Origin of the sequence: Vibrio sp. AIC-3 (assembly GCF_013114515.1) — a bacterium.
In the GTDB taxonomy this organism is placed as follows: Bacteria; Pseudomonadota; Gammaproteobacteria; order Enterobacterales; family Vibrionaceae; genus Vibrio; species Vibrio crassostreae_C.
Genome location: NZ_VTXG01000022.1, coordinates 1 through 26999, shown reverse-complemented (window position 1 = coordinate 26999; position 26999 = coordinate 1). Strand labels below are relative to the sequence as shown.

23 protein-coding genes and 3 pseudogenes are annotated in these 26999 nt (G+C 44.2%); 4 read left to right on the top strand and 22 right to left on the bottom strand.

The genetic code is table 11. From position 1 onward, the window contains the following. Positions 1–441: 441 nt before the first annotated feature. Positions 442–702, bottom strand: coding sequence for a DUF5062 family protein (locus tag F0229_RS15100; protein ID WP_065677671.1), 261 nt, complete (start codon positions 700–702; stop codon positions 442–444). A gap of 455 nt (positions 703–1157) precedes the next feature. Between F0229_RS15100 and F0229_RS15095 the strand changes: the two genes are divergently transcribed. Then, positions 1158–1373, top strand: a complete 216-nt coding sequence (locus tag F0229_RS15095; RefSeq protein ID WP_017065847.1) for a hypothetical protein — start codon at positions 1158–1160, stop codon at positions 1371–1373. A 131-nt stretch (positions 1374–1504) separates the two neighbouring features. Here the strand turns inward: F0229_RS15095 and F0229_RS15090 are convergent, their stop codons facing one another. The 8 genes from F0229_RS15090 to F0229_RS15055 all read right to left on the bottom strand — a co-directional run bounded on the left by F0229_RS15090 (position 1505) and on the right by F0229_RS15055 (position 8529). Further along, the gene (locus tag F0229_RS15090) at positions 1505–2251 is read right to left on the bottom strand and encodes a phosphatase (protein ID WP_017065846.1); all 747 of its coding nucleotides are present in this window, start codon (positions 2249–2251) and stop codon (positions 1505–1507) included. Between the two features lie 15 nt (positions 2252–2266). Then, positions 2267–3001, bottom strand: a complete 735-nt coding sequence (locus F0229_RS15085) for a nucleoside/nucleotide kinase family protein (RefSeq protein WP_017065845.1) — start codon at positions 2999–3001, stop codon at positions 2267–2269. A 10-nt stretch (positions 3002–3011) separates the two neighbouring features. Continuing rightward, positions 3012–3530, bottom strand: a complete 519-nt coding sequence (locus tag F0229_RS15080) for an MltR family transcriptional regulator (RefSeq protein WP_048609996.1) — start codon at positions 3528–3530, stop codon at positions 3012–3014. Positions 3531–3582: 52 nt separating this feature from the next. Next, a complete protein-coding gene (locus F0229_RS15075) occupies positions 3583–4854 on the bottom strand; it encodes a zinc-binding dehydrogenase (RefSeq protein ID WP_017065192.1) in 1272 nt (423 codons plus the stop codon). Between the two features lie 48 nt (positions 4855–4902). Further along, positions 4903–6309, bottom strand: coding sequence for a PTS mannitol transporter subunit IICB (locus F0229_RS15070; RefSeq protein WP_171733165.1), 1407 nt, complete (start codon positions 6307–6309; stop codon positions 4903–4905). A gap of 29 nt (positions 6310–6338) precedes the next feature. After that, positions 6339–6782, bottom strand: a complete 444-nt coding sequence (locus F0229_RS15065; protein WP_017065190.1) for a PTS sugar transporter subunit IIA — start codon at positions 6780–6782, stop codon at positions 6339–6341. Positions 6783–7321: 539 nt separating this feature from the next. Continuing rightward, positions 7322–7753: a GNAT family N-acetyltransferase gene (locus tag F0229_RS15060; protein WP_171733164.1), complete on the bottom strand. Its 432-nt coding sequence runs from the start codon at positions 7751–7753 to the stop codon at positions 7322–7324. A 119-nt stretch (positions 7754–7872) separates the two neighbouring features. Then, positions 7873–8529 (bottom strand): QnrS family quinolone resistance pentapeptide repeat protein, encoded by a 657-nt coding sequence (locus tag F0229_RS15055; RefSeq protein WP_171733163.1) that lies wholly within the window; start codon positions 8527–8529, stop codon positions 7873–7875. Positions 8530–8849: 320 nt separating this feature from the next. Here F0229_RS15055 and F0229_RS15050 point away from each other — a divergent pair, with 320 nt between their 5' ends. Next, a complete protein-coding gene (locus tag F0229_RS15050) occupies positions 8850–9440 on the top strand; it encodes a TetR/AcrR family transcriptional regulator (protein ID WP_171733162.1) in 591 nt (196 codons plus the stop codon). Between the two features lie 95 nt (positions 9441–9535). Here F0229_RS15050 and F0229_RS15045 read toward each other — a convergent pair whose 3' ends face one another. The 13 genes and pseudogenes from F0229_RS15045 to F0229_RS14985 form a co-directional block, all read right to left on the bottom strand. Continuing rightward, complete coding sequence (locus F0229_RS15045; RefSeq protein ID WP_171733161.1) at positions 9536–10783, bottom strand: anaerobic sulfatase maturase; 1248 nt, start codon at positions 10781–10783, stop codon at positions 9536–9538. Between the two features lie 117 nt (positions 10784–10900). Continuing rightward, complete coding sequence (locus tag F0229_RS15040; RefSeq protein WP_171733160.1) at positions 10901–12646, bottom strand: arylsulfatase; 1746 nt, start codon at positions 12644–12646, stop codon at positions 10901–10903. A 108-nt stretch (positions 12647–12754) separates the two neighbouring features. Further along, positions 12755–12823, bottom strand: a pseudogene (locus F0229_RS15035) (sel1 repeat family protein); the annotation flags it as partial. Beyond that, positions 12819–13154 (bottom strand): annotated as a pseudogene (locus F0229_RS15030) (hypothetical protein); the annotation flags it as partial. The pseudogenes F0229_RS15030 and F0229_RS15035, both read right to left, overlap by 5 nt. Before the next feature lie 72 nt (positions 13155–13226). Continuing rightward, a pseudogene (locus F0229_RS15025) lies at positions 13227–14553 on the bottom strand (aldehyde dehydrogenase family protein). A gap of 275 nt (positions 14554–14828) precedes the next feature. Continuing rightward, positions 14829–15311 (bottom strand): MarR family winged helix-turn-helix transcriptional regulator, encoded by a 483-nt coding sequence (locus F0229_RS15020; protein ID WP_017061075.1) that lies wholly within the window; start codon positions 15309–15311, stop codon positions 14829–14831. Between the two features lie 362 nt (positions 15312–15673). Next, positions 15674–16888, bottom strand: a complete 1215-nt coding sequence (choV, locus tag F0229_RS15015; protein ID WP_171733158.1) for a choline ABC transporter ATP-binding protein — start codon at positions 16886–16888, stop codon at positions 15674–15676. Positions 16889–16890: 2 nt separating this feature from the next. Then, on the bottom strand, positions 16891–17733 hold the full coding sequence (choW, locus tag F0229_RS15010) for a choline ABC transporter permease subunit (protein ID WP_171733157.1): 843 nt from the start codon (positions 17731–17733) through the stop codon (positions 16891–16893). A gap of 95 nt (positions 17734–17828) precedes the next feature. Beyond that, on the bottom strand, positions 17829–18800 hold the full coding sequence (locus F0229_RS15005; protein WP_171733156.1) for a choline ABC transporter substrate-binding protein: 972 nt from the start codon (positions 18798–18800) through the stop codon (positions 17829–17831). 119 nt (positions 18801–18919) lie between these two features. After that, positions 18920–20632: a choline dehydrogenase gene (gene betA / locus F0229_RS15000; protein WP_171733155.1), complete on the bottom strand. Its 1713-nt coding sequence runs from the start codon at positions 20630–20632 to the stop codon at positions 18920–18922. A gap of 72 nt (positions 20633–20704) precedes the next feature. Continuing rightward, positions 20705–22165, bottom strand: a complete 1461-nt coding sequence (gene betB, locus F0229_RS14995; protein WP_171733154.1) for a betaine-aldehyde dehydrogenase — start codon at positions 22163–22165, stop codon at positions 20705–20707. A 105-nt stretch (positions 22166–22270) separates the two neighbouring features. Then, positions 22271–22873 (bottom strand): transcriptional regulator BetI, encoded by a 603-nt coding sequence (betI, locus tag F0229_RS14990; protein ID WP_048610022.1) that lies wholly within the window; start codon positions 22871–22873, stop codon positions 22271–22273. A 429-nt stretch (positions 22874–23302) separates the two neighbouring features. After that, positions 23303–24400, bottom strand: coding sequence for an alpha/beta hydrolase (locus F0229_RS14985; RefSeq protein WP_102393797.1), 1098 nt, complete (start codon positions 24398–24400; stop codon positions 23303–23305). A 288-nt stretch (positions 24401–24688) separates the two neighbouring features. Here F0229_RS14985 and F0229_RS14980 point away from each other — a divergent pair, with 288 nt between their 5' ends. Further along, complete coding sequence (locus F0229_RS14980) at positions 24689–25393, top strand: response regulator (protein ID WP_029235467.1); 705 nt, start codon at positions 24689–24691, stop codon at positions 25391–25393. 35 nt (positions 25394–25428) lie between these two features. Continuing rightward, positions 25429–26748, top strand: coding sequence for a cell wall metabolism sensor histidine kinase WalK (locus F0229_RS14975; protein WP_171733153.1), 1320 nt, complete (start codon positions 25429–25431; stop codon positions 26746–26748). Positions 26749–26999 lie beyond the last annotated feature (251 nt).

Here is a 26999-nt window from a genome sequence, read left to right as displayed (position 1 = left end):
TTAAATTCCTTTTTATTATGAGCATTTACCCCCTACTAAGATCAACACCTTAACTTTAAAAAACAAAAATAAGTGATCTGTATCACATTTAATAGCGGTCAGCATGAATTAAATAATACTTTGAGTTCTAATGTATTTGATCGGTGGAGATCTTAAGAAAATGTCTTTAACCGAATAAGCGTCAAAAGAAGGTTAGAGTCATTAGTAAATTATGTGCTCAGATTGCCAATCAAGCGGCATAAATCACCAACACTCTCAGTGTTGAACATTCTATCGAGTAGATAACAACGCTTCGAATGGCAGTGACTCGCTATCCACTATTAAAATATCGGCCTCAAAAACAAAAAAACCTAGCGAGAGCTCGCTAGGTTTCTTATCTAACATATCGATGAATAATGAACTCAGAGGGAACGAGTTCAGGAATATCAGCTTAGAAAAGGTTTACTTCAAAGGGTCATTGTCAGGAAGTGCATTATGAAGCCAGAGTGCTAAACGCTTCTTGATGTTCGCACCATCAAGCTTGCTCTCAGGGAGAGGTGTGATCTGATTGACTTCAACAAGGAACAAGTACACCGCTTTAACCTTTATCGGTTGGGATGAATTTGGCAAATCAAAACCTTGTAGTTTTGCCATCTTAAAACCGACTTCAACTGCTTTTTTTACCAGCTTATCTTCATTAATGATCTTCGCGGTTTTCGACATATCATCTCCATCATCTTTATCGAACGAGTACTGAGTACTGAGTATATCAAACCGAACAACTCACAAGATTACCTCGCTCTCAATTTGAGGAGTCGCTTTGATAAATAACATAAAGCGAATAACAGGCTCTAGAATAACTCTAATTCGATTGATAGTTACGATATCAATGGCTATACGCAACCGATCTCTTAATAAAACACTCAATAAATGAGATCTTAAGTCAAGAAACAAAAAGTTGAATAATATTTGACTTAGTATTCCAAAGAATACGGAATACTATGTTTCTCATTTAGATGATAAACATTGTATATAATACAAGTAACTTTCTGTTATTTAATCAGTTTTATACTAAAACGACTTAGATCATACTTACTGGTTCTTGTAACAAAATGTTATTTACAAAATACTCATTAAGAAAATAGAATAAACCCACTAATATTATACTGGTGTTAAAAATGCGTTACCTATGGGCTTCATTCTGTCATAAAAACCCAATCATCGGACGAATCGTTCATATCTTGGTTATGTTAGTTGCATTAGCTTCTATCGTTGTTCCATTGATATCAAAAGACGCAACAACAATCATAGCTTCACTGTGTGTTGCTCTAGTATGCTTCGTCATTTTTGTCTTCTTTGCTCTCGCCGACAAGATGCGTTCAGGCATGCACTAATCAGTTCTCTATTCACCAAGCATTCTCTTTTCTACAATTCATTATAAAATGCTGGTTACCAAATACGGAAAAGCCCAAAGTTATTAGCTTTGGGCTTTTTGATACCAGTAATCATTAACTCAGCAACACACTTAATATAAGTGTGCAAATTCTTCGATTCGACTCTTACCGCGCAGTAATAAAAAGTTCAAAAAGCGGGATGTTGAGGTAGTGATTATTTTGTCTTCTTCCACACCGTGCTTTTCAAGTAATGCTTTTACAAGACCCAAATGAGCAATCTCTTCACAGAAATGCGCATCAGAACCTGTAGAAAAGTAAACACCAACTCGCTTTCCAATCTCCACAATCTTAGAACAGCGTACATCACTCCCCTTGCGGCTTTTTCCCGTCAAAGAGGTATTGTTCACCTCAATCGCCACATTGTGCTGTTTAGCACACTCGAGCACGGCTCGAATATCAAATGGGTAATTTGGGTTACCAAGGTGCCCAAGCACATCAACCTTTCCCCCCTCAATTATATTAATGAGGGCTTGGGTATGTATCTCTTCAGTGGATGGAGGAAACACAGGTTCGTGGAAGCTGGCAATAGTCCAGTCAAGGTGCTGATAGGTTGAAGGGGATAGATCTAAGTCTCCTTCAATGTTGGTGATGTTTGCTTCCACTCCACGCAGGATTCCAACATAGTGAAGAAAGCGGGGCAAAATTCTTTGATTGTTGAAAAACCAGTAGTGGGGGGCACCCGGCATTTCAGGAGCATGATCCGTTGTACAAAGAAGTTTCAGCCCCTTATGCTGTGCTGCTTTAGCGTTCTCAATAATAGTGCTGTAAGCATGGCCGCTGGCAAGAGTATGAGTGTGGCTGTCGACGACGATCTTCATAGCGACCTCCTAGAATTAATTGATATCAAAAGAACCATCTTGGTTCATATATAGAGTTAGGTCCGCTTTTACAGAATGATTTAAAACCATGTCTACATTCTTTGAATCTGAACTTTTATAAAAAGCGAGAGCCTCTTCAAGCGTTGAGCCACCACGAATCTTGCGGTTCACTAAACGCTCTTCTAAAAACTTAGGAGCGGTATCGATGAAGATGGTGAAATCAGCAAGCTCATTCAACCCACTCCATACTGGTTCATCGAGCAGAAGCCAATTTCCCTCAATCACCACAATCTCTTTTTCAACGGTGATTGCGTCATCAACTGGATCATGCAGGTTACGATCGTAGTAAGGCCACTTTGGGTCTTGAACTTTTAGCTTCTTGAGTTTGTCGATAAGAGATGTGAGGTTAAAGGTTTCGTGTGCGCCTTTAATACTACGCAGCTTTATCTTCTCTTCACCGCGGATGGTGTAATTCGAATCGAGGATCTCGTTCGGGTAATGAAAGCCATCGAAAGGCAGCACCTGCAATGGTTCAACATTTGGGATTGTGTGAGATAGGTACTCCCAGAATGCCGCTAGGGTTGATTTTCCACTGCCAGGAGGCGCAGCTAAGAATATAACCGTTCGTTCGTTCTTTTCTTGGTAAAGACGAGAAAACTTTTCAACCAATGGCTTATGAATTTGTTCGATATTGTTATCTGAAAACACAGCTTCGGTCTCAAAGCCACTGACATTTAGGGAAACTTTCATATGAAAAGCCTTAATCTAAAATTTCGTTCTCCACGGTTTCTAACAAACCTTCGCAAGCGAGCTTCAACACGGTTTTGACCAGTGACTCATAGCGAGCTTGAGAAAAGGAGTCGAATGATGAAAATTTTAATTGGTTAATCGAATCAAGATAGATGCTGCCGTCGCTCTTTGAGAGCGTCGCTTGATTAGTGATGAAGTCGTAAATGACATCATCACTAAACGAAATTGGCTCTTGTTGCTGAGCGACAAAACCGTGCATTTGGTCAAACAAGTTAATATCTGCGTAACTCTCTAGTGAGATCTTACCCATCGCAAACATCAGCTTTGATACCACATCAATCTCGACCAAAGGACCATCCTCTTTGAGTAGAGGGGTCACGGCATACTCAATCACCAAAGGATCTTGAACAAATACCCTTGGTAACAAATGCTTTAACTTAACGCTAATCAGCTTATGAGATGCTTGGATAAAACAAGTGGCGGTTTCGCACTCTTCTAAGGCATCTAATAATTCGTCTTGCACCGTAATAACATGTTCCTTATTGGTCGTGGCAGCAGTGTAGCTGCCACGAAATCATCGATTACGCCGTTAGGCTAACGCCGTAGAACTCAAGCAGTGCTTTCTCTGCCAGTTCGTTCCAAACGTAGTTGTTATCTTTCAAAATTCGGTCTAGTTCGCCGAAGAACGGGTCTTGCTCTGCTAGCTTATGGAACTCATCAATTGCCGTCAGTGGCAGGTCAATATGCGGGTAGATTAGCTTTTTACCACCCGGAATATCCAGTTGATTTAGGATAGTGTGAGGTGCCGCCTCTAAGCCACCAACGTGAGTTAGCATAAATGATGGGTTGATCTTACCCGCTTCCGAAAGTTCAATGGATTCAACCATATCCCCTGTTGAACCGCCAGAGGTTCCTACAATATGCGTAGATTCATAATGCACATTGTAAAAGTTGAACGGTACTTTAAATTGCTTATCTGTTGGACCAGCAAAGAAGTTCAGGCAGCCATCGTTACCTAATAGCTCATCAGCTTGCTCAAGCACCTGTGCAACCGCTGCATACACCATGACATCGTCATAGCCATTGCCGTCATTCAGTTCTTTTAAGTACGTAACAGGGTCATCAATTTTCGCTGTGTTTACGTAATGGAGTTCAATACCATTCTCGGTCGCTTTTGATACCGGGATAAGGCTTTCTGCGCGCGAGAGACGAGCTTCATCGATATCAGTCACCACAATACGGCTTGGCTTCACAGGGCCGTTAATCGCGTAATCAATCGCGCCAATACCCATAGGGCCAGCACATGCAAGTAGCGCTAACGCTCCGCCCTCTTTGATGCCCATTTGATGTTCATACACGTATGGGGTTGTGTGGTAGCTAGCGTGGAACGCACCGATGATGCAAGACATTGGCTCTGCAAGCGATGCGTTTGCATAGTAAGAACTCTTGTATGGCAGCACACAGTCTAAATCAATCGCTACTTTAGGGATGATTGAGTACGTCGCGTTACCACCGAATGTCTCGTAGCTGTAGCCTGCTGAGTAGCCTGTTGGCAAGCCCATTGCGGGCTGCAGTACAAATGGTTCGCCCGGCTTAAAACGGTCTTGTAAGTTAGCACCTACTTCTACAATCACACCTGCGTATTCATGGCCTGTCATTACAGGTACTTCAGCAATATTTTCAGGCACACGTTTGTGGTTACTGCCGAGGAGTGCTGCTTTGTAAGTCGATAGACAGATGCTGTTTGAAACGTTTTTAACCAGCAGTTCATCATCTGAAATCTTTGGTAGATCGAAGGTTCTTAGTTGAACGTCTTTCTCACCACAAATTACCGCTGCAGTTGTTTGAACCATGATTTTATCTCCGAAAAGTGGGGCCAATACCTGACCCCAGAATATTAATTAAGCTTGCTGACCGATGGTGTCCATTAGGTTGTCTAATGCTGGGTCATGTAGGAAGTTCTTGATGGTCACCACAGGCAGGCCTGTTGCTTTGATTGCTCGACTCTCTAGACTCTCGTGGGTCACCACCACGTCCGCGTTGCTCGGCACTTTTTCGATTGCGAAGTTCTTCACTTCAACGTTAAAGCCGGCTTTTTCGAGTTTGCGCTTAAAGGTTGATGCCCCCATTGCGCTTGAGCCCATCCCTGCATCACATGCAAAGGCGACAAATTTAATGTCTTTCGCTTCTGCTTTTACCGCTGCTTGTGCTGGCGATTTTGCTGCTACACCTTCAGCTTTCATATCTTTCATGTCTGTGATTGATTGCTCAAACTCTTCTTCAGACTCCTCTTTCTTGCTTACTTTGAGGATTGCGCTTGCGACTAAGAAAGAAACAATCGTTGCTGTTGTTACACCGGCGATGGTCGCGAAGAAGCTGCCTTTTGGTGTTAGAGCTAGGTAAGAGAAGATTGAACCTGGACTTGGACCTGCAACCAGACCAGCATCAAGTAGATTGAACGTTGCGATGCCTGTTGCCGCACCTGCAATCATCGCTAAAATCATGATTGGCTTCATTAGCACGTATGGGAAGTACAGCTCATGAATACCACCGAAGAAGTGGATGATGATTGCACTTGGTGCTGATTTCTTACTTAGACCTTGACCAAACTTAGCGTAAGCCAGAAGCATACCTAAACCAGGGCCAGGGTTAGACGCCACCATAAAGAAGATAGATTTGCCTGTTTCAGCTGCTGCTTGTAGGCCTAGTGGGTAGTAAATACCTTGGTCGATAGCGTTGTTCAGGAACAAGACTTTTGCTGGTTCATTAATAATTGCAAGTAACGGTAGGAAGCCAGTCGCTACAAGCGCTTCGATGCCCGATTTAACGAATAGGTTCGCTGCAGTTACAGCTGGACCAACAATCGCGTAAGCAAATAGACACATCAACATGCCGAAGATACCTAGCGAGAAGTTGTTTACCACCATCTCGAAACCAGAAGGGATCTTGTCTTGTAGGCGTTTATCGATTTGAACAATCACCCAGCCACTTAGTGGACCCATGATCATTGCACCAACAAACATTGGAATCTCGGCGCCGGCAATAACACCCATAGTACCGATAGCACCAGCTACAGCACCACGCTTGTCACCAACAATCTGACCACCGGTATAACCAATCAATAATGGTAATAAATAGGTAATCATCGGACCAACAAGCTCACCGAAATACTCATTCGGCATCCAACCTGTTGGGATAAATAATGCGGTAATGAAGCCCCAAGCAATGAAGGCTCCGATATTTGGCAATACCATGGCAGTCAGATGACCACCAAAAGCTTGCACTTTGGCTCTTATATTTGTAGACACGTTATATTCCTTATTTTCAAAGGTTATTATTAGTAACTTTTAATAATTTCAAGCACTTCTGCTTTTGAAGAAGAAGCAGCCAGTTTGGCAATGTTTTCTTCATCAACCAGCATTTCGCTAAGCGCTTGAATAACCTCAATGTGTGTATCTGAATCCTTTGCAGCTAATGTTAATAAGACATTGGCAGGCCCCATATCAGACCCAAAATCCACCGGGTTAGAAAAGACATGAATACCAAGTCCAGTCTTTAGTACACCTGCTTCTGGGCGGGCATGAGGCATAGCAATACCTGGACAAAGAACGTAATAAGGTCCATTATCATGCGTTGACTGAATGATCGCGTCTGCGTAGTTATCGGTAACGTAGCCCTTATCTTGTAGGTAACGAGTCGTTTCCTTAACTGCATCTTCCCACTTGTATTCAGAGTGGTTAATAACATCAATTAGGTCGTGGTCAATAAGGTCATAAAGCATAATATATCCCAGTTATTCTTTGTTCGTTTTTGTTGGGATTATTATCAATGGAAGTAGAAGAATAGAGAAATGGCAACAAAGTGAGATCCAGGTCACTTAAATATCAGAGTCAAACGATTAGTTATTCTCTACCTCTCATATTTATCATGAAATTTAATTACAATTTTATTATTAACAACAAGTCAATAGTTTAAATTTGATAGCAAGCCCAATTATAGGATTTAAATAAGATTACACAAACGTGATAAAGATCTATTTATACATATTGACCAAGTATTAATTGTGATGATGGTTACATTTAATTTGGGCGTTTGGGTAATGTTAAGCGCTAAGATCAGTGACCAAGATCCCGTATGAAATACAAACACCACCACTTTGTAAGTGAGTAACACCTCGTTCACGCACCTATTCAGATCTGCCTCATATTGGATAATTTGGTTATCATTGGTTCAGATACGGAAAAGCCCAAAGTTATTAGCTTTGGGCTTTTCTTCTAGCGACTGTGGTTGATTACAACCGAGTGATACGACAACCGAGTCTTACAGCGTCATATGCAGAATTGGAAATGGTTTTCCCATATCATCAAGTGGTGAGCGTGATTCTACTTTAAACCCCATGTGCTGATAGAAACCTACCGCTTGTGGGTTTTGCTCATTAACGTCAACTTTGGTGGCTGCTAACTGCTCAATCGCATGTTGCAACAGCACCGTACCTACGCCTTGCCCTCGAACTTCATTCAAAACGAAAAGCATCTCGACTTTTGCATCATGGACACCCACGAAGCCAACTATCGAACCACTTTCATTTTTAACGCATTTCAAAGAAACCGCAGGGAACGCATGTTCCATGATGATAGGTTTAAAAAACTCAATATCTTCTTCTGTAATAAAGTCATGAGTTGCTCGGACCGAATTCTCCCAAACCTTAAGCATTTCTGCATCATCTTCAGGAAGCACATTTTCTATAGTCATAATTTTCTCTAGATTAAATTGAATATAAACATGTGCAGCCGCGAGCCAGTAGTCTATCAATGGTTAGGAAAACAAAACAACCGCCTTCTCTATACCATTTACTCGCTTCGCTAGCCCTATTAATCGGGCATTACCACAATACCCATGGTTTCAAGCAGTTGCTCTTGCTGCCAAGCAACGATTTTAATCCCCGATGTGTCTACTTTGCGAGGATCTAACCCTTCTAATTCAGCATGGCATAAATTCGCCCCTTGCATACTAAATTGCCCCCATACATCTTCCGAGAACACGCCTCGGCTAAGATCGGACTCTTTTAGTGACGCTCCGCCAAGGTAAGTACCTATCCAGCGGTTTTCAAATAACTCACACTTCTCTAAACAAGCTTGCTCCAAGTTGGCGTATGACAGGTTACAGCCCGTAATATACGCGGAGCAAAAATACATTCTATTGCTTACCTGGTTGGCAAAGTTAGCACGAGTAAAGTTCGCCCCTTTCAGGTCACAATCACGTAACTCAATACCGTAGCAATTCGCGTTGCTAAAATTCGCCATCGCCAACTGACAGTTCTGAAAACTTGCATCACGCAAATCTGCAACATCGAAGTGGCATCCCTCAATATCGCCTTGTTCGATAAACTTACAGTTAATAAACGTTGCATCACGTAAGTTCGAACGTCTGAAATCACAACGGATAAACGTACAGGCTGTAAATGTAAGCTCTGATAAGTCTTGCTGAGCAAAATTGTGGTGATGATAAGTGCTGTTATTGGTGTCCATTTAGCCCCCTAAAGAAATTAAGCTAAGACTACCATTGCGATCTTAAGAATACACCAAATTAAAAACCAACAAAAACAGCAACTTAAAATGCCCTGTTTTAGCCATTTTAAGGCACCAAACAAGCCCTTTAAGGTTGTTATTTTCGATTTATAGGATGTGCTTATCTTGAAAAAAGTTTTGTCGCTTAGAAGCGACAATAAGAGAAAAAGTTACTTTGACGAAACGAGTCAATTATTGACCGCGTCCTAACGCGCTAGACTGGACGGTTGGTATGTTGCTCGTTACACTATTCCTCATTCTCAGCATAAAGAGTAAGAACAATGAAAGACATGCGACAAGCTATGCTCGATGCAGGGTTTAGCCTTATCAATGAACACGGGTTTGCTGGTGTTGGCCTGATGAAAATCATCAACCAAGCGGAAGGCACGAAGGGTTCTTTTTACCATTACTTCAAATCCAAAGAACACTTTGGTGAGATCCTTCTTACTAACTACTTTGATGAGCATCTCGCTAAGCTGGACGACTTTTTAAGTGATGAGTCGCTTTCTCGTCGTGATCGCGTTAAAGCCTATTTCGAGTTTTGGTGTGCATCGAAACTGACTGAAGACTTCAATATCCAATGTCTTGTCGTAAAACTGGCGGGAGAAGTATCTGGGTCTGCTAACCCGTTGCAATCGACCATGGCAATAGGCGCAGAAAAGATCATCCTGCGTATGGCGAAGCTATTTGAAGAAGGTAATGAGACCGGTGATTTCACGATCGCAGAGCCAGAATCGCTGTCTCGAATGCTTTATGGCCTATGGCTAGGCTCAACGCTCATGGCCGCCATGCAGCGTAACCGTTCGATTCTAAACAATGCCATGGAAGAGACTCTTCTCGCCATAAGCCCAGCCCAAGAATCGGCTGACTAGATATACCCGTTACCAAATACCAAAAGGCTCGCATAATTCATGCGAGCCTTCTATCTTACTGTAAATATTAACTAAATTGACTCACGCCTACTCCGTTACCCCAGACGAGACGGAATATTATTGGCTTTGAGTAAGCCCTTAATAACAGGGTCGACATGCTTGAAGAAGCTTAGCCATCCTTCACAGAGATAATTTAACCCAGCCTCACCATCTCGGCTTTTGATGATGCGGTTTTTAGGGCACTCGCCATGGCATGCAAATTTAAACTCACAGGCTTGGCATTGTTTCGGCAGAGACTTCTGTTTGGCGAACCCAAAACGCTGCTGCTTTGGCGAGAAGGCTAAAGTTGAAAGTGCTTGTTCCTGAATATTACCTAACTGAAATTCAGGAAAGACATAATGGTCACATGAATAAACATCGCCATTGGGCTCAACTGCTAACCCTTTGCCGCAGATCTCACTCAAGGTGCACATGGTGCTTTCTCTGCCCATCCATACGCCGACAAAATTTTCAAAGTACGGCACTAATACCCGACCAAAATCGTGTTCGAACCACTCGTCAAAAATGGTAGTGAGGAATTCTCCCCATTGCACTGAATCGACGCTCCAAGCTTCAACCTCGCCTGATACGGGTATGATCGCTTGTTGGTTGCTCAACCATTTATTGTTGGTGTGAGCTTCGCGCTTATCGACCACAGGAATAAACTGCAATTGCTTCGAACCCACTTCATCACGCAGAAAGCGATAGACCTCTAATGGATACTTTCCTGTCACATCATTCACGCAGCTTAGGGTCGCGAACTCGACGTTATGTTGCTTCAAGTAGCGAATGCCGCGCATTGTTTGAGAGAAAGTGCCTTTGCCTGCACGGTTGGTTCGGTAGTGATTGTGTAAGTGCTCTGGGCCGTCAATACTCACACCAATGATAAAGTCATTCTTCTTGAAGAACTCACACCACGCATCATTCAGTAACGTGCCGTTGGTTTGAAGGTCATTGCTGATCTTGCTGTAGCTAGGGCAATATTTTTTCTGCAGTGCGACCACCTTTTGAAAATATTCAATCCCCAATAAAGTAGGTTCTCCACCATACCAAGAAAAGATGATTTCAGGTGTATTCTGCCCTTCTATATATTGCTTGATATAACGCTCTAACAGAGCTTCATCCATCGTATATTGAGAGCCTTTTGGGTATTCAAGCAGCTGTTGTTTTTCTAAGTAATAACAGTAGGTGCAACTGATATTACACACCGCCCCAATCGGTTTTGCTAGCGCTTGAAGCTTGCTGTGTGCTTTGCCATTGAACTGCGGAACTGAACTCAAATTTGATAGCGATAATGTCGTCATGAAAAGTGCCTCGATGTAAAGTTATTGTATTAGCCAAAACAATTCGTAATTCCTTTACACGGTGTTCATCGGCCAACCAAGCTTAATGGCATTAGGTTGGCCGAGTGGTTTTTTCCTCTATTTCACGTTTTCAAACGGGTTCCACGCTTCGTCAACCGGGACGATATTTTGCGCTTTTTCGTATTCTTGATATTCAGCGACCATTTCAAGGAACAGATCTGGCATTTCATTTCTCAAGTCATGTTGCTCAGCTGGATCTTTCTTGGTGTTGTATAAGTGCCACTCACTGTCACCGCCCATTCCCGTAGAAATTCGGATGATCTTATGATCACCTTTAAGCAGAATTCCGCTACCAAACAATTCAAATGGAATCGCATTGTTGGCACTGTGCACGTCTGCCGTTTCCCCTTTGAAGTAAGGCAACAAGCTCACACCACTCATCGGCGCCACTTCTCGACCTTGATATTCGGTTCCTGGATGATCGACCTCTGCAATCTCAAGAATCGTGGCTGCAATGTCTTTCACTTGTGATAAGTCATCTGTTTGAGTTCCCGGCTGTAACGCATCTTCACCTTCTAGAAGCGCTTTGGCTGGCTTAACGATAAACGGCACACGGATACCGCCCTCTGCTGTGTAAGCTTTGTACCAAGATAGGCCACCGGTTGAAGCGCTTGCCCACTCAGGGCCAAGTGACACACTGGAGTTCGCCTTGCCCAAGTTTTCAGTCGAATTATCAAAATGATGAGCAGTCCACGTTCGGATCAAATCACTGATATTTTCACCGGTAATATCCGCCGCTTCTGGGCCGTTATCCGCTAAGTACATGATGTAAGTATCATCGTATTCCCCGATTTCTTTCAGGTAATCGACTATCTGACCGACTTGTTGGTCCTGCATTTCCATCATGCCCATCGCGACAGCCATTTTCTTTCCGTACCACTTTTGTTCTTTCTCAGAGAGCGAGTCCCAAGGTCGGCTTAATGCGTTACGATCTGAAATATCGGCGTCTTTTGGAATCACACCCATCTCTTTCATGCGTTGGAAACGATCTTCTCGAACCGAGTCCCAACCATGTTCAACGTAGTAATCGACTTTATCTTGATAGGCAGACTCAGGCGCTTGCAGTGGCAGGTGAATACCGGTGAATGGGACGTAAGCGAAGAAAGGCTTACCGTCGTCTTTTTTGCTGTCGATCATCTTGATGATCTCGTTGGTGTAAACTTGGTCTGAGTACTCGCCTTTGTACTTGTCCTCAACCACTTCACCGTTGCGGTAAGTTGGCTCAACTTCAACACCGGGAATATCGCCTTTTTGCAGCGCATCCGCTGTCGCGGCGTTTTTGGCCGGGAACATCATATCTCGGTTAAAGTGATTCGAACCACCCGCTAAAATACCGTAACTCTCTCCAAAACCTCGATCGTCAGGTAAGAAGCCATCGTCGTGCCCCAAGTGCCATTTACCAGAGAGGTAAGTGTTATAGCCACTCTCTTTAAGCAGCGTTGCGACCGTAACCCCTTTCTTGGTGAGGTAACCTTCATAACCCGGCTTGCCAATCGCACCCGGATAGACAGCATAGTCGAAAGTGCCTAGCCCAACCTCGTGGCTATTTGCTCCGGTTAACATCATAGAGCGCGTTACCGATGAAGTTGGTGACGCGTGAAAATTAGTAAACTTAACCCCCTCTTCAGCCAGCCCCATTAGGTTTGGTGTATTGGCTTCTGAGCCATAAGGCTGTGTATCGGCAAAGCCAACATCATCACCAACAATAACAACAATATTCGGTTTTTCTGATTCAGCCGCCAGAGCAGCACTGCTTGCCGCAGCCATTGCAGTGAAGACTAAAGATTTCTTGAATGTCTGCATAAGACGTTCTCCAATTTCTGTGATTAACTTTTTCAGTAATTAACTTTTTCAGTAATTAACTTTTTCAGTAATTAACTTTTCTGCGAGTAACCTGAGTTAAGATTTGAATTAATGCGCGGCTTGCGACATCCAATGTAATAAGTCGAGCGCAGGGTCATACTCTTGAGCTGCTGCCATAGAACCACTCATAATCGTTGATACACACGTTGTATAAGAAGATACCAACAAACATCGACTTCTCAAATGCGCTGTAAATCATGGTCGAGGTTCGCAACGATTTGTACTTCGCCGAGAACATCAACAACACACCAATACAGCCAACCATCACACCCCAGTGTTGATAAGTACCGAGCAAGTACTCCTTGTTTTCCATCATGGTATCGTTGTACGAGAACAGCGTCTGCATACTCCAATCTGGCGCTAGGAAAGTGGAAAATGCCGTCGCTGTTAAGAAACCTGTAATCATCAAATACGATTTGATCGTACGTTCAAAAAAACGTTCCAACATAAAAGTAACCTCTTAAAATAATTTCGTGAAAATAACTTTTTGAAAAATAAACAGTGTCATTCCAACAGTGATTTACTGGCCAAGCATGCCCATCACTGCGGTTTTTAATTCGTTGTCTTCTTTTGAAAACAGATGCTTAACGCGGTGATCTAAACCTGTTTCCAACACAGTTTTAGCGTGAGAGAAAGTGATAAACCCTTCTTTACCGTGATAATTGCCCTGGCCTGATTCGCCAATGCCACCAAACGGCGCGTCATCAACCGCTAAATGGAAAACACAGTCATTGATACACATTCCGCCGGAATGAACTTGGTGTTTAACCTGAGCTTGTAAGCTCAAATCAAAGCTCATTAGATAGAGCGCTAACGGCCTTGGTTTGCTATTGATGACTTGGAACGCCTCTTCGATATTGCGATACGTAATCAAGGGTAATAGTGGGCCGAAAATCTCTTCGTTCATCACCTTGGATGACAGGCTTGGTTCAACAATTAGGTGCGTCACCAAACGATGGTTACCTAAGTCCATCGCTTCGTCATGGCAAGCGACGGTTCGCGTTCCTGCTTGTTGCTCTTCATTCAACAAGCCGACAATACGATCGCATTGACGAGGATTGATTAGGGACGTCAAACTCTCGGAATAGACCCCTTCATCGAACAGCAATTGGTACTGTTTTTATACTCTTGAATGAAAGATTCAACTTTCCCTTCGGGTAGCAATACATAGTCAGGAGCCACACACACCTGCCCGTTATTGAGGCTCTTACCATAAATGATTCGCTCAACCGCGATATCAATTGGCGACCCACTTGGGTTGACCCCGTAAACAGAAGATGATCAAACGGCAACGCCGAAAATGCGGCTGCGATTTCTACCTCACCTTCAACCAAGCACACCTCATCGGATTGAAAGACTTCCGCCAATAGCGCTCTTAATACTTGGTTCGTCGCTGGGGTAAATTCACTCATCTTGATCATGGCGCGATTGCCCGCTGCCAACGCCGAAATAAGCGGGCCGACGGATAACATGATCGGGAAGTTCCACGGAGCAATGATCCCGACAACACCTTTGGGTTGATAAACCACTTCAACACGAGAGGTTGAAAGCAAAGGGCCGGAATGACGAATCGAAGAAGTCGACCAATGAGGTAAACACTCAATGCTGTGATCAATATTTCCGATACAAGGTAATATGTCGGCCATCAAAGTGTCTTGTCGACTGCGGTGACCATAGTCCTCACTCACGGCTGAACACAAACGATCTGTGTAGTCGATAAGCGCAGATTTAAGTGCAAGCAACTGCTCAATTCTCACCGATACCGCTGGCATCGGGTTCTGTGCAAAAGCTCCCTGCATGTTGTTCAACGTCATGGTCATTTGTGTTGGCGTCAATTCGTATTTCATACATCACCTCGTGGTTAAGATGAGCACACAATAATACACAGCAGACCGGTCGGTCTAGTGTTTTATTGTCAGAGAATCGTCAATGGAGTTTTGATGACAATCCAATGAGGCGGCTACAAACGGGGCAAAAAGTCAGGGGAATTTAAAATAAGAAGGCGTAACTAACACGCAGGGCAAATAGAGATTTTAAATGGCAGGATCAAAAATGGCCGCTTAGTGCGACCATTTGACAATTATTTAAGTTGTTGTTCTAAATAAACAATTTATAAATAAGGTTAGCTCTTGGCTACGTTTGCAATGCCTTCAAGTTGAAGTACTGGAGCGGCGTCGATGTCTTCTGCGTTCATCATTGATGATACTCGCTGCATTGAAGAAAGCAGTAAGCTTTGCTCCCACGGCTCTAGGTTTTGGAATTTTTTAACGAAGTTATCTTGCAGCGGTGGTGGCGCATTGTTTAGCAACTCTTGACCTTTTTCAGTCAGGTTTGCGTGTACTTTGCGGCGATCTGACGAGCTGCGAACACGTTGTACATAGCCGTTCAGTTCCAAGCGATCGATGATCGTGGTTGTGGTGGCTTGGCTTACATTGGTGTGATTAGACAATTCTTTGATCGTCACATTACCCATTTCTTGGATTGCTCTCATTAAGATTAATTGAGGGCCAGTCAAACCATACTCTTTACTCAGCTTCTTCGAGTGTAAATCGATAGCGCGAATAATTTGGCGAATAGCGACCAGGATTTCGTCATGTTTGTCCAAGATGCAGACCTTTGTACTAATATACTGTGAATGGTTTTACAGCGTCGAAGCGATGATATGTCCTGATTATTTACGTCAGGTGAGCTCGAATTACACTGTAAATTGATAAATTACTTCATTGATTTTTCCGCATTGTACTGATGTTCATACTATTCTCAATCTTTTCTATACCACTAAACTTGCGTGGTACGGCACTTTTACTTAATGAAGGGGAAATGAAAGCTTCAATGAAGGCAAAAATAACGAGTCAGAGAATACAAGTTCAAAGAATAATATATTTTAATAATCATAGAGGTAGAGAGACTTAACCCTCTCCACCTAATAAAAAACCAGCCCTAATCGCCAAGCTGGAAAACGAAATTTTACGCGGCTGTATTCATCTGAAAATTACCCGTTAGTGCGTTGTAAAACTCGCTGTTATCCAGAATACCGACCAGTTGATTGTCTTCCACCAGCAAAATCGGGTGATTACTTAGCTGTTTCAGTTTAATCGCATCACGCATGCCAATTTCCGGACTTGCCACGACCACACTCGACGCGCTGATCGCGGTTAGGTCGTCAGACTCGCTCCACTCGACAAGCGCCAAAGCAGATTCACCTTTCACAGATAAAGCACCTTCATTCTGTTCAATCCAGAGATCTTTAGAATCGCAGATCTTCCAGCTTTCATTCTCTTGCGTCAGTGAATCAAGAGGCTGCATCAAAGAGCGACCTTTAAGCACATTCAATGGATTGGTGTGTGCAACGAAGTCTTTTACGTATTCTGTTTTTGGCGTCAATACGATCTCTTCAGGCTTACCGTGTTGAATCAGCTTTCCTGACTCCATGATCGCGATGTTGTTACCAATCTTCAGTGCTTCATCTAGGTCGTGACTCACGAACAGAATCGTTTTGTTAAGCTTGTTTTGCAATAAAATTAGCTCATCTTGCAACTGAGCACGAATCAGTGGATCAAGCGCCGAAAACGGTTCATCCATCAACAGAATGTCGGTGTCCATTGCAAACGCACGCGCCAAACCAACACGTTGCTGCATGCCGCCAGAAAGCTCATGTGGAAATTTGGTTTCCCACTCTGCCAAACCCACCATTTCAAGCTGTTCACGCGCTTTAGCACGACGAACATCTTTCGCTACACCCTGCATTTCAAGACCAAACGCCACGTTATCTAACACGTTTAACCAAGGCATTAGGGCAAATTTTTGGAACACCATAGAAACGCGGTGAGTACGAAGATGACGCAAGGTCGCTTCGTCGCACTGTTCACCTAAATCAACCTGCTTGTCTCCATCTTTGATCGCCAATGAGCCACGGCTGATCTCATTCAGGCCGTTAACTGCGCGAAGCAAAGATGATTTACCAGAACCAGACAACCCCATCAGCACACAAATCTCGCCTTCTTCAACGGTCAGCGACACATTATCTACGCCAACCACTTGGCCAGTCTCATCAATGATCTCTTGGCGAGTTTTACCTTGGTCGAGTAGCTCAAGCGCTTGTTTCGATTTATTACCAAACACAACATCGAGATTCTTAATGGTAATCGCGTCCATTGTCTTTTTTTCCTGAGAGTTAGACATGATTAAGCTTCCTTCTGGTTTGGTGTTTTGCACAAGCGGTCAAGGATGATTGCGACTAATACAATCGCTAATCCAGCTTCAAAACCTTGTGAGATGTTCACTGTGTTCAATGCTCGAACAACAGGTTTACCAAGTCCGTCAGCACCGACAAGAGCGGCGATAACCACCATCGAAAGCGACAACATAATACATTGGGTTACACCCGCCATGATGCTTGGTAAGGCAGCCGGTAATTCGACCTTCATCAGCAACTTCATGCGGCTGGCACCAAACGCTTTACCCGCTTCAATCAACTCTTCAGGCACTTTAGTGACGCCTAAGTAGGTTAAACGAATCGGTGCAGCTATCGCGAAAATAATGGTAGAGATTAAGCCAGGAACAATACCCAAGCCGAATAGAACCAGAGTTGGAATCAGATAAACGAAAGTTGGGACTGTCTGCATCAAATCAAGAATTGGACGCAAAACTGTATAGAGCCAAGGACGGTGAGCAGCCAGGATGCCAACCGGTACGCCAATTAATACGGAAATCGTTGTCGCCGCAAAGACGAGAACAAAGGTTTCCAGCATTTCTTGCCAATAGCCGAGGTTAAGAATAGTCAGCAGTGCTGCGACCACAAAGATCACCAGCGAAGGTTTACGGTGTAAGTACCATGCAATCGCAGCAGTCATCACGATTGGCAGTGCAGGCGGCATCCACTTAAATACATCGACTAAAAACATAATGACGGTTTCTAGAAAAATCGAAATAGCGTCAAAGAATCCTGCTGCATTGATTGTTAGCCAATCAACACCCGCTTCCATCCATTGTCCGACAGGGATTTTGTTTTCCGTAATAAAATTCACAATATTGCCTTTTATTATGGGTGGGCTACTTCAAACCAATCGATAAATTGGCAAGCCCACCTTTATTATTTATGTAGCTGTTGAGATAGGTAGAACTAAGCTTTAACTTGCTTTAGGTATTCAGTAACGGCTTGAGTCGCTGATTCACCTTTATGCGTTTTTACGTTGTCTAACCAAGCTTCAACTTGTTGAGGGTTCTTGTTCAACCATTGTTGAGCCGCTTTTTCTGGCTTCACTTTTTGGTTAAGAATCTCTTCCATCAACTGGTTTTCCATCTCAAGAGTGAATTCTAGGTTTTGTAGAAGTTGACCGACGTTTGCACACTCAGACAGGTAGTTTGAACGAACGTTGGTGTAAACATTCGCGCCGCCGTAGTTAGGGCCGAAGAAGTCGTCACCGCCAGAAAGGTATTCCATTTCAACATTGCTGTTCATTGGGTGCGGAGCCCAACCAAGGTAAACAATCCACTGGCTACGACGAGCAGCGCGAGATACTTGCGATACCATGCCCGCTTCACTTGATTCCACTAGGCTGAAATCTTTCAAGCCAAACGCGTCAGAATCAATCATTGATTGGATTAAGCGGTTGCCATCGTTACCCGGCTCAATACCGTAGATGCGGTCTTTAAACTTGTCGGCATGTTTTGCTAGGTCTGCGAAGCTTTTTACACCTGAGTCGTACACGTATTTTGGTACGGCTAGCGTGTATTTTGCGCCTTCAAGGTTGGCACGAACGGTTTCAACCGTGCCCTCTTCACGGTACTTAGCAATATCGCCTTCCATGGTTGGCATCCAGTTGCCTAGGAATACGTCAATATCGCCGTTCGCCATTGAAGAGTATGTCACCGGTACTGAAAGTAGGTCGGTTTTGGTTTTGTAACCAAGGCCTTTTAATAGTTCAGAAGTAACGGCGGTTGTTGCGGTAATGTCAGTCCAGCCTACATCAGCGAAGCGGACGTTTTCACATTGCTGTGGTTCAATAGAAGCGTTAGCACCAAATGCAAATGAACTGATGGCTAATGTTGCTAATACCTTTTTTGTAGCGGTTTGTTTATGTTGAGTCGTCATAATGATTCCTTTTTATCTTTCCTTTTTCTGCCCTAACTCATACTAATCAGGGCAGTTTTGCTGACTTTTGACTAATTTTGGTTGTTACTTTTTATTATTTTTATCTCAATAACAGAGGCTTACGCTTCTCTTACTGGTTTGTTGATTCTTTGCTTCTCTTGCCATTCAGGTGCAATCCACACTGGAACGTCCTGCTCTTTGAGCATTGGCTTACCCAAAATCAAATCGGAAGCACGCTCAGCCACCATAATGGTCGGGGCGTTCAAGTTTCCGTTCGGAATAACAGGGAAAACAGATGAGTCAACAACGCGCAGATTATCAATGCCGCGAACGCGACACTCTTCATCAAGCACTGCCATTGGATCATCATCTGAACCCATTTTGCAGCTACATGAAGGGTGATAAGCACTTTCAACGTTCTGCTTAACCCATTCATCAATCGCTTCATCGGAAGTAATATTTAGACCCGGCTGAATCTCTTTGCCTCGGTACACATCCATCGCAGGTTGAGACAAAATCTCACGCGTCAGACGAATACAATCGCGCCAATCTTGGCGATCTTGTTCAGTCGAGATGTAGTTGAAAATGATCTCTGGCTTGGCATGCGGATCAGCAGAAGTGATCGCAACCGTACCGCGACTCTCTGGCTTGTTCGGGCCAACGTGTACTTGGAAACCGTGACCATCAAAGGCCGCTTGCCCGTCGTAACGCATCGCTGCTGGCAGGAAGTGATATTGAATGTTTGGCCACTTCAATCCTTTGCGAGAACGAATGAACGCGCACGATTCAAAGTGGTTAGTAGCACCAAGGCCTTTGCGAGTCAGAATCCATTCCGCGCCAATCATGCCCTTGCTGACCATACCAAGCTTGCTGTTGAGCGTGATGGGTTCGTTGCAGTGATATTGGAAGTACACTTCTAAGTGATCTTGAAGGTTTTCACCGACACCGCTCAGTTCGTGTTTCAGCTCAACGCCAGCCTTTTCAAGCACCGCTTTCGGGCCGATACCAGAAAGCTGCAGCAGTTGAACAGAACCGATAGAACCCGCAGAAGAGATCACTTCTTTGTTCGCCACAGCCACCTGGGTATTTCCTGACTTTTCAAACTCGACACCGACGGCTTTCAAGCCCGATTGACCATTTGAGTCTTGTGCTTCAAGTAGGAAACGACGCGCCACGATACCTTTCTTCAAGGTCAGGTTTGAACGCTTCAATGCTCGACGTAAATAAGCGTTAGAGGTTGAGGCTCTAACACCCTTGTCTACCGTCATATGCATAGTGCCGAAGCCTTCTTGCTGGTAGCCGTTGTAGTCTTGTGTTTCTGGGTAACCGGCGTCTTTACCTGCATCGATGAACGCTTGGTAAAGCGGGTTGAGCTCCATATCGTTACCATTACAAGTGCCTACAGGGCCATTGTCTCCACGGTATTCATCACCACCTTTGTTCCATGATTCAGCACGGCGGAAATAAGGCAGACATGCTTGGTAGTTCCAACCCGCAGCGCCCTCTTCTTCCCATTGGTCAAAATCACACGCGTGGCCACGAACATAAACCATACCGTTGATCGATGAGCTGCCGCCTAACACTTTGCCACGTGGGCAGTGCAGTTCACGTCCATCAAGGCCCGGCTCTTTCTCTGTTTCAAATTGCCAAGCGTACTTTTCAGTATTCATTGGGTAAGAAAGCGCGGTTGGCATTTGGATAAAAATACTCTTGTCCGTACCACCAGCTTCCAGTAATAAAACGCTATGTTCACCGCTTTCCGTTAGCCTATCCGCTAACACACAGCCGGCCGAACCCGCGCCGACGATAATATAATCGTAGCGTTGTTCCATGTTTTGATTTCCCTGAGATAAGTCAGTGGGGCTAGCTCTGTTAAGCTAACCCATAAAATTGAGTGTTACGCGTTAGGCATAAGGGCTGGCGTAGTCGCCAAGTTCAATAAGAATGCTCTTAGTCTGCGTATAATGAAGTAGGGTTTCTGGTCCATTTTCACGGCCAATACCCGAAAGCTTGTAACCGCCAACCGGCATTTCTGCTGGTGAGTCACCCCACGTGTTCACCCAACAAATACCTGCCTGCATTTGATGAATAACACGGTGCGCACGAGAAAGGTTTTGCGTGAACACACCAGCCGCAAGGCCATATTTGGTGTCGTTAGCGCGGCGAATCACGTCGTCTTCGTCCGTAAACTTCAACACTGACATTACAGGGCCGAAGATCTCTTGTTGAACGTGAGGCATGTTGTCTTCGCAATCTACAAACACGGTTGGGATAACAAAGTTGCCGTTCGCTAAGCCGTTGTCTGTCACTCGATAGCCGCCCGTCAGCAGAGTTGCCCCTGACTGTTTTGCCAGCTCAATCGCTTCGAGAACTTTTGAAAGGTGGTCTTTAGAAATCAACGCGCCGATCTGAGTCTCCATGTCCATTGGATCACCAATGATCAGCTTCTCAGTGCGTGTTTTAAGTTGATCGATGAATGCGTTGTAGATGTTTTCGTGTACATAAACACGGGTACCGTTAGTACACACTTCGCCTTGGGTGTAGAAGTTAGCCACCATCGAAGCGGAAACTGCATCATCCAATTTCGCATCATCAAACACGATCATCGGTGACTTGCCGCCAAGTTCCATGGTGACTGATTTCAGCGTCTTAGCGCTGTCTGCCATTACCGCTTTACCGGTACCGGTTTCGCCCGTGAACGACACTTTCGCGATATCTGGGTGCGCCGTTAGCATTTGACCTACACGGTAATCGCCCTGAACCACGTTGAACACGCCATCAGGAAGACCAGCTTCGGTAAAGATCTCTGCAAGCTTGAGCGCCGTTAGCGGCGTTTCTTCTGAAGGTTTGAAAATCATCGCGTTACCCGCGGCCAATGCCGGAGCCGATTTCCACATCGCGATTTGAATTGGGTAGTTCCACGCGCCAATGCCCGCACAAATGCCTAGCGGCTCGCGGCGAGTGTAGAAAAATTGAGATTCGCTCAGCGGCTGTTGGTCGCCTTGTAGCGTTGGAGCCAAACCAGCAAAGTATTCAATAACATCAGCGCCAGACGCCACATCCACTTCAATCGCTTCTTGCAGAGGCTTGCCCGTATCAACAACCTCAAGATTTGCAAGGTCATTATTTCGAGCTCTAAGTATTTCCACTGCCTTCAAAAGAATGCGGCTGCGTTCCACAGCGGTCATTGCAGACCATACCGCAAACCCGCGTTTCGCAGATTCAATAGCACTGTCGACATCTGCTGAAGATGCTTGGCCTAAGGTCGCGATAGGTTCACCGTTGGCAGGGTTAATGCTATCAAAGGTTTCACCAGAGGTTGCTTTAACCGCTGCGCCATCGATGTATAACGAGTTCATTTCCATTTGAGATTCTGACTTAATTATTGTTATTAGACTCTACTGGTCTAGTTTGAATTTTGGGTGTAAGTATTGGTCGTTCTAGTGCTGTTCTAGTTCTAACACTGCGTTCTATTTGGTACTGCACGAGTAGAACGTCAGTTGTTTATCTAGATAATCATTGATGATGGCACGCGCCTTTTGAGCATCGATACCATCTGGGTTTAGTGTGCCTCTCAGCCACAAACCATCAATCAGAGACGCAATCCCGTGAGCAACGAGATCCGCTTGTTCATGATTCAAAATACCTTTCAACTCAAGACGTAAGTGTGAAATCAAACGTTTTTCATTCACACGTTGCAGTCTTTTCAGCTGCTCGTCATGCATTGAATATGACCAAAATGCCAACCACGCCTTCGCGACCTTATTTTCAGCTTGGTAACCTTCGAAGTTACCATCGATGATCGCGTTAATTCTCTGTTGGTGAGCATCAACAGGAAGTGCTTTTAGTGACGTGGTGATGGTATTGGAAAGTTGACGAAGGATTTCACGCATGGTCTCTTCGAGCAGCCCATGCTTTCCACCAAAATAGTGATTAATAATGCCAGTGGAGACTCCCGCTTCTTTGCTGATCAACGCAATACTCGCGGCATGCAAACCCACTCGATCAATCACCGTCATGGTGGCTTGAACAAGCTGTGGTTTACGTATATCAGGCATCCCAACCTTCGGCATTTCTCATTCCTTTTATTTTATATTGAACGTTCAGTTAAATATAAAATGACAGAAATTTAGTTAGGGTTCAAATGATTATTTAAAACAAACTCGTAACAATACAGCATTCAAAACAACAAAAATCATTATAAAACAATAAATTAAATATCATTTAGAGCACTGACGAAAACAATTAAAGATTTGAGGTGTGATAGTTATTGGTCAAATGTTTTTGCTTAGAAAGTTCAAGAATCAATCAGTGAGAGTCCTTGTAGAAACTTTTTGGGGAGGGAGTGGAAAGGAAGTATCAAGGAATTTTCATACTGAAATTTAAGACAAGGAAATCCACAATCAACACAGGTAACGAATCAAAAAATGAACAAAAAAGTTGGCGACAACAGCGTCATCACCAACCTTCTCAGTCGTTTCTAATGTTATTGCAAGCCTAAGCTACTCAATGCGTGTGATGAAACCGTATTTATCTGACTCAGCCTTAGTCACCCAGTGTTCGCCAGAAGCCGGAGCAGAATCTAACGTGAAGATATAGAAGTCGATTCCTTTGTCTCCCATTACCTTTTTAAAGTAGGTCGCTTGCTTGCGATGGCTTTCGTTCGTGTATGGGAAGTCTTTGGCTGTTTTATCATCCTCAGCCCAACTGTGCACACCAACCTGCTTATTAAGCTCAATGGCTTTAGTGGTATCTGCTCGTTGCAAAACTCGTGGGTTACCCGCAGCGAAAAGATCCGTGCCGCCAGAGAACACCGACCCCGTAGGCGTTACGATCGTCGTCATGTTGTTACTGTGGATCATGCGACCGGTGTACATATTGATATCATCGTCGGCACTTCCACCAATATGGTTGGTAAACTTCAACGTCATCTCACTGCCTTGATACAATTTCACGATATCAAAAAGCTGAGAATAGGTTGATGCGCCTAGAGTGGAAGTAATGCGATCAACAGCGCCAGTCTCGTTGAGCACATCACGGTAAAAAGCGTTGAAAGCAAACGAGGTGGTTATCGTTACCTTGTTCCCACTTTTAGTGTTACTCAGAATGGTAGACCCAAGGCTAGTCACGTATTGAACCAGTTCATTGTGATACTCAAGCTCGACGGGCTTATGAGTATTCGTCGTCGTGTTAATTAACGTGGTGTCATTGCCGATTGAGCGTTGAGCCGCACCACAATCAAACACGTCCAAACCCTTGCTCTCTGTGTAGATACCGCAGCTATCAAATCCTGCATCAGGGAGGTACAGATCCACACTTTGACCTAAACTATCCGCAAGCCTAACCACTTTTTGCTTATCACTAATATCTTCCGCAAACAGAACGATTTCATACTGCACACCGTTGTAATCAAGTTTTATGGATTCTTGGACCTCTTGTCGCTCTTTATACAACTCACCCAGTTTCGCTGATGAAAATACGTAATCCGCTTGAGGTTTTGCTTGCACTTTGGTGGCAGCTTTACCTGAGTTAGAGCTTGAATTACAGCCCGCTAACAGAATCAAAGGTAACGCCAGTAATGCATTTCTATAGTCGTTCATACCGTTATTCCCAAAATGTTTGATGAGAAAATTCTATTGTTTAGCGCTGAATTTATCTGTCGTGGAAATGTATGAGAATGTCGAGCCTATTTGAACGATGTTTTTTATTTTCCTATAAATGCCAATTCATCATTGAACTAACTTATAAAGTGTTTAATCATTCGCTTTAGGTATTTGGCGAAGCATCTGAACTTATATGCAATAGCGTATAATCGTAATGGTTCATCACGACGAAGACTCGCTCACCTAATCTCAATAAGTGAAACGCACGACAAGGCTGATAATGGAATGACAAAACCTAAAATGATCATCGTGGAAGACGATTTGAAACTTCAGAAAATGTTGCAGGACTACTTCGTCGCGCAAGATTTTGATGTCACGGTGTTGGACGATGGCAGTGATGCCGCACACACCATCCTCACGGAGCAACCTCACATCGTACTGCTGGATTTGATGCTTCCTGTAACTGATGGACTTACAATCTGCCGACAGACGCGTACGCACTATAAAGGTAAAATCTTGATGCTCACTGCTAGCGATGACGACTTTGACCACGTCGCTGGTTTAGAGACAGGGGCTGATGACTATGTCACCAAGCCAATCAAACCAAGAGTTCTGCTGGCCAGAGTTCGTTCGCTATTACGCCGCCAAGACACCAATACCGCTTCAGTCGATGACTCAGACACCCTTCAGTTCGATCAACTCGTTCTGAAAAACACTTATAAGAAGTGTGAACTTTATGGTGCGGTTTTATCACTCACTGACAGCGAGTTTGACCTACTTTGGTTATTGGCAAGCAACCCAGACACGCCGTTATCTCGTGACTACTTGACGCAAACATTGCGCGGGATTGAGTACGACGGAATAGACCGGACGATTGACAACAAGGTTGTACGTCTAAGGAAGATTTTGGGCGACGACCACACACCAGCAGAGAAAATTCAGACCATTCGCGGTAAAGGCTACTTATTTGTTTCGACCGCCTGGCGTTAACCTCGCTCAATACGAGCGTAATAGAGAGAGCGATTATGCGACGTATCTTTTTGGAGTCCCTATTAGGGCTGTTAGTTTGCTTCATGGCCGGCCTTGTCGCCTACGAGATTAGCGTCTATCAGCTCAATACCGACTACGAATATGTACTGGAAGATTACGAAGCGACTGCCCACCAGCAATTGATCGAAAATATCGCTAAAAATCAGGGTCTTGAAGCTGCTCATCAAGCGATAAACCAATTTGTAGAAACCACACGAAATAAACTGGTTACGTTCAGCCCAGACGATGAAATACCAGGCCCCGTTTCAGAGTTCTTCAGTACCAATCCGAATACCTTTGTTTTTCACGATGATGAACGGGACCTATGGTTTCGCTTAGCAAGCAGTGACAATACCTATCACTACCTCCCCAACAGTGAAGCGTTCGTTAGGCAAAAAATAGAGTTGGAGGATGACCTCATTTGGTTGTTCTTTTTAGCGAGCTTTATCTTATATGGGTTATGTCATCTATTTATTATCTTCCGCCGAGTTAAAAAGCTTGAGGCTGCCACTCTGCGTTTTGCGGAGGGCGATCTCTCGACACGAGCCGAGACTTCAAGTGGTATTGCGATTGGTTCACTGAACAAATCCTTCAACCTAATGGCCGACCGAATTCATCGCTTGGTAGAAAGTAATCGCTCACTCACTAATGCTGTCGCTCATGAACTGCGCACGCCAATATTCCGTATTCAGTGGCAAGCTGAAATGTTGAAAGACACCCAGCTAAACGCAGAGCAAGAAAGCACGATTGAGAGTATTGTCGAAGACACGGAAGAGATGGAAAAGATGGTCGATGAACTATTGTATTACGCCAAACTCGATAGCACTGACCTAGAAAACTTAAAAAAGCCATTAGAGATTCGAGACTTTCTCGACCACGCAATGGCGCGTTGGAACAAAGACACTCAGCTCAACATCGACCTATCGCTACCAGAGCAACCTAGCTCAATAATGGCGGATGAAACGCTATTTAACCGAGCACTAGATAACCTCGTGCGTAACGCAATGAAATTCGCACGCTCACAAGTGTCGATTGCAGCGACCGTGCATCAAGATCAGCTACAGATTGCGGTACACGATGACGGTGATGGTGTGGCTCAAGAACATCAAGCTCGCCTGTTCGAACCCTTTTACGTTGGCGACAAAGCGCGTAACAAAGCCAAGAGCGGCCATGGTTTAGGGCTGTCTATCGTCGAGAAGATCTGTGCTCAACACGGCGCTACCGTGGAGGTAGGTCAGAGCCAAGCCTTAAAGGGTGCGGTATTCACCATTACCATTCAGCTGTGTAATGATTCAGCTGACAAACCCATACAGTAACGACAAAACACCTCTGGAATAATGTTCAACATCGGTCGGGAGATGCTGTCTCCCATGAACTTATTGAATCTTGATAATCACGACACTGCTTTTGTGGCTTGCCATCTCGGTTCCAATCATTCTTAAGGTATTTTTATGAAAAAGTTATTAGGGCGTGTTGATCTTTCGTGAGTGTTCTTTGAACAGCATGGTAAAGAGTTATAATTTGCTTCGCCAAAAGTAAAACCATAACCAATACCATGCCAAGAACA